Source organism: Candidatus Cyrtobacter comes (genome assembly GCF_034470605.1).
Lineage (GTDB): Bacteria > Pseudomonadota > Alphaproteobacteria > Rickettsiales > Midichloriaceae > Cyrtobacter > Cyrtobacter comes.
The window spans coordinates 1-6,107 of sequence record NZ_JARGYT010000073.1 but is presented as its reverse complement, the minus strand read 5'-3'; the positions used below and the strand labels follow the sequence as shown (position 1 = coordinate 6,107).

Sequence of the window (6,107 nt, the reverse complement as noted above, 5' to 3'; positions counted from 1 at the left end):
ATCGACGCTTAGCATTACGATTTGAGAAATCCGATCTCTCTTTCCTTGCCTTTATAGCTTTAGCATCTATTAAATACAACCTTTGTTAACAGTGCCTATACACAAAAAATTTCTTTATATTTAATCTCTTGACTATTTTCTCTATCTTTCCTTTCATTATATTTTTTCAACTGAGTCATAACAAAATATATATTATTTATTACTCTATATGTATCTTACTCTTTTTATCCTTTTATAACTCTAAACTGAAAAATATTTTTTCACCATATTTTCCAGTTGTACTACCAATAGCACAAGTTTATTTTCATTTACTTAATTTTTCGTTTCCTTACTCAGTAATCACGTTCATTACTCTTTTTTATGTATGTTTGATAATTAATAAAAATGCAAAAAATGCACTATGGAGTATATTGATATCCTTTATTTTACTTTTGTTCCCTAGAAAAAATTTTGATAAAGAGCTTTATGATATGTTATTGCACTATACAATATTTTTAAATTTATTTTATATAGGGTTTGTATGGTGTATCAATAATAAAAATCTAGATAAATATGCATTTTGGCTCACTTCAACAATTCATGATGTTAAAAATTCTGTATTAGTATTGAGATACAATAATGCGGAGATTGTAGAAAAAACTAAAGACAGTTCGTTGATTTTTAAATCAGAAAATACTGCAAAAAATATATCTGATGTATGTGATACTTTTTTGGCATTGGAAAAAGATCGTGTTTTTAGTAGATTTAAACTTAAAAAATTACTAAAAGATATTATTGATCAAAATATTAAGAAAGACAACTTGATAAAGTTAAATATAAATGACGATATATACATCAACACTGATGAAATAATCTTTAAAAGAATAATAGTAAATTTATTTGAGAATGCTATAGACGCAGTAGCTAAGGTAAAAAATGGTCAAATCCTTGTCTTGGCCGAACAAATACGCAATAAAATAATAATAAAAGTAAGAGATAATGGGCCAGGTATTGACGATATAAATAAAATATTTGATAAGGGTTTCTCTACGAAGAAAAGTGGTCACGGTGTGGGATTAACTTTTGTTGAAATTGCGGCAGAAAAACTAAATATAAGTATTAATGTTGATTCTATTCCAGGTGAATATACTGAATTTACACTTACACACTTAATTTGACGCCTCCTCACATATGCTTCATGCTGCTTGATATAAATCTTCCATAACAAAATTATGGTATATCAAAGTTAACTTGACGGTGCCCTCAACACACCTATCTTTATCCTCGGTCCCACACCTAGGCTAAACACCTGCCCTAAATTATGGACCACCATAGTTAACTTAGGGGTGCATATTTTACAAGAGTAGTATAAGGCCTAAATATGCATTAATTGATGAAAAATCTTTATGAAAATTTTTTAAGATATTAAAAGTTATGTGTATTTCATTATTTAAAAACATATCAACTCCTACCCCTATTTTCATAGAGAATGATATGGTTCCATCAGTTGTGAATTTTTCCTCTTCACTTTGTTGTTTTTTTATAATAAACACATTCTTATTATACGTGAAGCATGGTTCGATTGTTATATAAGGCTTAAGTCCTATTTTATTGTAGCGATATTTCAATAAGTAGGTTTCCAGTGGGTATAGTGTCGCTCCAATACCTATTTCATAAATTGTGCTATTTACTGATGTAGCAGCAAGAGCTTTTGGAAAATTGCCATATTTAATAGCACTATTTATAAATGATTTTGCATTTTTTGGTATGTCACATATCTCTCCTTGAAAAATGAACTCAGTATCCTGATCTATGTACTCGTTTTTGGTGTGGTTACTCCTGTTAGAGCGTATGCAACTTGTATAGTACAGCTTTTCATTAAGATTTTTGTATTTATAATGTGAAGGGAGATAAGAGGCTAAGTCAATGTTATAGTCACTGTATATAACTTTGTGAGCACTTGTACGAAAGAAAGATAAATCAACATTGAGAAATTCATTTATATCTTTAATGAATGAAATTTTAGTGGAATTTTTACCTAAGTAAGCACCGCACTTATTATCTTTTATAATAAAATCTCTTAATTTATTTACAAGTTCATGAGAATAAACACAACTACTGCTTAGTATAAAAGAAAAAATTAATGCTAATTTTCCCAATTGAAAAATATTCATCAAAACCCGTACAACTTTTGCTTACAATTATTTATAACGTATGAAACATACTGTGCAGGAGGAATTAAGTTATATAATTTGCTTTGCACATATATGAGTTCAAAAAAATTAAATTTCTATTGCAAATTCTAGGAGGCATAGCAGAGGTCTACTTGATAGCCAACTTCTTTTGAATTATGCTCCAGTTCTTCTATTACGTTTTGCCTATCTAAATTAGAAATTTCATAAAATTTGCAAGAAGTTATCAAATCTTTTTCAACTTTAAGTGGCTCACTTGCCTGATTGATGTGATTGTATAGTCTTGCATAATACTCTGCAGCGTTACAGCGGACCCCTTCTTCCAAAAGGTCAAAATCTATTTCTTGGTTGCCATTGATAATATTGCTAGTCACATTTATGAAAAATTCCCCGCAGCTGTATTTTGATTTTGGCACTGATGTTTCATTTATATTGTCTGATCCATTTCTAATATACTGAAGTAAGTTAGCATCTTGAATAATTGGTAAAATTTTTACACCTGTATTAGCGCACTCTGTTATATATTCTGAGTTACTTATACCTTGAGCCACAACTTTTGCAAAATCATCCAATAATACGATCAAAGGATTTATATATTTTGCCCCTAGAACTCTAAGTGCGTTTATTTGAGAATATATGCTATCAAAGGCTTCTGAGTAAAAAGAACACAATTGACTTTGTTTAGATACATGCAAGTATGTATTAAATGGAGAAATTTGATCAGGATAGGGTTGGCGAGAAAAGAAAAACAAATATTCAATATTTAAGTTTTGCATCACTTTTATATGCTGATCCCTATAATCTTTCACATTTGTTTCATCGTTGCGATTTTGTGTATCGCACCAAAAATTCCAAAATAGACAGTTTTTATATTTTTCCTCTTGAGAGTTATTTTCGTAATTATGATTTTTTAAAAACTCTTTATATTCTTGAATAGTAGTAAAATCTTCTTTTGAATATTGTATGTTGCTGCGCAATAGTTCCTTTTGTATTTTATCAGGATGAAATGATAAGGCGTATATTTTAGAAAATTCTTTAACTAATGTTAAATTTGAAAAAAAATCCCCTTTTTTTATTATTTGAGATAGTTCTGTATTATCTCTAATATATTCTTTACTCAATAAATCTAAAAATTTTTCTTTGCTGCTTTGCCTGCTTACATTTTTGCCATAAGTACCGCCTATAGAACCTGAAATTTCTTCTTCATAGGCTTTGTAAGACAAGTTTGAAAATTGCTGTAAGTTAATTTGTAACCAAGTTCTAGCAGAATCAATATACTGAAATCTTAATTCTTGAAGCATTTTTATCGCTTCTTTTTCAGAGATTTGATCGTCATCATATATGTTTAAAGATAATCGAAGATTGGTGAGAACAAACTGAGAACATGCATTTCCTATTTCAGATAGTTGGTGTAATACATCTGCTGAATTAAGTTCTGAAAAATTTAAAAAACCTATATCGGATAAATATACCTTAGCACATAAACCGTCTTGGTAACCGTTATTTACTAAGTTATCTATTATATTTTCTATTTTTTCTTTATCTGGATCCAAAACATGAGAATATTCATGAACAAATATTCTATAATCCGCTTCATCTAAGCCAGCTGCATATTTATAATAACGCAAGCCTTTCTCAACATCTGCCTTATTTATAATTCCGTAATAATGTATATCACCTAACTTGCAGGCAGCATAATGGCTATTAAATTCCTTATAGGCCTTTCTATAAAAAGAGTATCCAAAATCTTTTGCGCCCCAATTTAAATCTCCGCACTTATTATGTAAATTAGAGATTAGTGTAAAGTTTTGATCAAGTAGTATGCCATAATTTGAGCTTGTTAAATTAATACAATATGATTTATTTTGAGAAATAAGATATTCTAAGCCAAGATAAGCCATATCATCGTCCTTACATGAGAGTAAGTTTTCGCAAACTCCATTGTTTAAAATAGCTGGATATTTTTTTTGTATTTCGCAAGCTAGATACGAGATTTCACAGTATGTAGAAATATTTTCATTTTTTAATAAACTGTAATCTAACTTTAAGAATAAATCCTGCAGCAATTGTATACAACTACTATTATTATTAAATTCTTTTAATCTACCTAAAATCAAATCTAGATATTTTTTAAAATACTTTAAATCTCCCTTGAGTAATAAATCTCCAATGTGATACTGACTAAATTCAAGACAATCTTTCATAGAATTTCAATCTTAAAAGTATATATATTATTTATAAATCTGTATGAATTGAATCTGCATAATCACATATCTCAGGATCTAACTTTATATATTCCATGATAGAATTACAATTTTTTAGATTCATAGGAGTATTAGCGTTTACGACAACATTGTTGTGTCTCATACATAGCAATCCTGTTATATAAGCCTCGCTTTCTACTAAAGTTTCGCACATAGACCCTTCATCTTGAATATCTTTGATCAGTATTTTTTCAATACTTTTCATATATTCATCTAATGCATTAAAAGCTTCCTTATTGGCAATTTTCTTTCCTTCAGCATTTGTTTCATAAAAATTTAGTTGCTTACTTACACCGCCGACGTATGCAGAAATCTTAAAATATTTGGAAATATTTTGCTCTGTAAAAGGTTTATAACTTTTTTTACCTATAGAAAAAAATAAACCTGGATCTGATTCAAAAACAAAATTTCCATTCTTCAAAGCTAAATATTGAAAAAATATATGCATGATATTGTAAATCGAATCGCCATGAGAGCAAGATAAGTAGGCTTGTCCACTGCTACCGTCTTTACTAACATGACCATATATTACATTATGATTAAATGTTACATGAAAAGTCTGCTTTCCACCCTGAAATAACAAAGAAGATCTGTCATGAAAATCTTTTAAGTCTGTATAAAATTTATTAATTAGATAATCATACCCGTTATAAACGGCTTTAAATTCACTATCCATTTGTTGTGATTGCACGAGATGTGCAAATTGTTCGTCTTTAGAAAGAGTTTGTATTTCATGAGTATCAATTAATTTACCATGTTTGTTTATAAATTTATCAATTTCTCTAGTTTGAGCTGTTTGTGGTGTGATAGAAGAATTAGTAGTTTTTGTATAAGTGGACATTATAAAGATATCAAAAAACTAAAAACGTTACGACGCGGCGTAATAGCAAAATAAACAGAAGCCTGAGTTGCTATTTATTGCATTATCTCAAAAATAAAATGTTTTATCAAGATATTTTATTTTAATGTCTCCTGTATGGTTTAAATCCCTCGCCTTCAGGCGAGAAGAAGGTATAATGAAGTCGTGAAACGACGAATTTAGGAAGTAGATATATGGCAAGGATTTACAGAAAGAATAGCCATAGCAAGTATGACCTAAAAGCTCATTTAGTATGGATACCAAAGTATAGAAAAAGAGTATTGGTGGGTAAGGTTGCTGAAAGAGTCAGGGAAATAATAAAGCAAATATGTATGGAGCATGAGGTATATATTATCACTGGCAGGGTGGCAGTTGATCATGTGCATATGTTTATATCTTATAGGCCACAAATGGCTATTAGTTAGATTGCCCAATATTTAAAAGGGGTAAGCTCAAGGATACTTTTGCAGGAATTTAGTCATTTAAGCAAGCAATTCTGGGGTAGGCACTTTTGGGCAAGGGGTTATATGACAATAAGTTCTGGAACCATAACTGATGAGATGATCCAAAGGTACATTGATGAGCAAGAAGGTGAACCAGTAGATTATAGTCAATTTACAATTGACTCAGCTTTATAACCCTCAGCTTATAGCTGAGGGTTATTTAGTTCTTGGCTTTGTTTAGTCCCGGATTGTGATGCAGCAAAAAATAATATATAGCTAAGTCAGTATAAAACGTCATATAAAATAAGAGTTAAAAAGCTGATCTATAGAGCAATGGGTGGAGCGACGGATTTGCTTTGCCTGAGCCCAT

The 6,107-nt window shown here is 29.8% G+C and carries 4 protein-coding genes and 1 pseudogene; 2 read left to right on the top strand and 3 right to left on the bottom strand.

Annotated features, from left to right (window positions below):
* Positions 1–431 precede the first annotated feature (431 nt).
* On the top strand, positions 432–1,157 hold the full coding sequence (locus tag Cyrtocomes_RS04845) for a sensor histidine kinase (RefSeq protein WP_322498067.1): 726 nt from the start codon (positions 432–434) through the stop codon (positions 1,155–1,157).
* A 177-nt stretch (positions 1,158–1,334) separates the two neighbouring features.
* Here the strand turns inward: Cyrtocomes_RS04845 and Cyrtocomes_RS04840 are convergent, their stop codons facing one another.
* The 3 genes from Cyrtocomes_RS04840 to Cyrtocomes_RS04830 form a co-directional block, all read right to left on the bottom strand.
* Positions 1,335–2,153 carry a hypothetical protein gene (locus tag Cyrtocomes_RS04840; RefSeq protein WP_322498066.1) on the bottom strand — a complete coding sequence of 273 codons (819 nt, stop codon included), beginning with the start codon at positions 2,151–2,153 and terminating at the stop codon, positions 1,335–1,337.
* Positions 2,154–2,281: 128 nt separating this feature from the next.
* Positions 2,282–4,375: an SEL1-like repeat protein gene (locus tag Cyrtocomes_RS04835; protein WP_322498065.1), complete on the bottom strand. Its 2,094-nt coding sequence runs from the start codon at positions 4,373–4,375 to the stop codon at positions 2,282–2,284.
* Positions 4,376–4,406: 31 nt separating this feature from the next.
* Complete coding sequence (locus Cyrtocomes_RS04830; protein ID WP_322498064.1) at positions 4,407–5,276, bottom strand: hypothetical protein; 870 nt, start codon at positions 5,274–5,276, stop codon at positions 4,407–4,409.
* Positions 5,277–5,488: 212 nt separating this feature from the next.
* On the opposite strand from Cyrtocomes_RS04830, the pseudogene tnpA reads away from it, so the two are divergent.
* Positions 5,489–5,932: pseudogene (gene tnpA / locus Cyrtocomes_RS04825) on the top strand (IS200/IS605 family transposase).
* Positions 5,933–6,107: the final 175 nt, after the last annotated feature.

Excerpts from the sequence above, each read along its gene's own strand:
- Cyrtocomes_RS04830 (WP_322498064.1), bottom strand. The coding sequence starts at position 5,276 with ATGTCCACTTATACAAAAACTACTAATTCTTCTATCACACCACAAACA.
- Cyrtocomes_RS04835 (WP_322498065.1), bottom strand. The coding sequence starts at position 4,375 with ATGAAAGATTGTCTTGAATTTAGTCAGTATCACATTGGAGATTTATTA.
- Cyrtocomes_RS04840 (WP_322498066.1), bottom strand. The coding sequence starts at position 2,153 with ATGAATATTTTTCAATTGGGAAAATTAGCATTAATTTTTTCTTTTATA.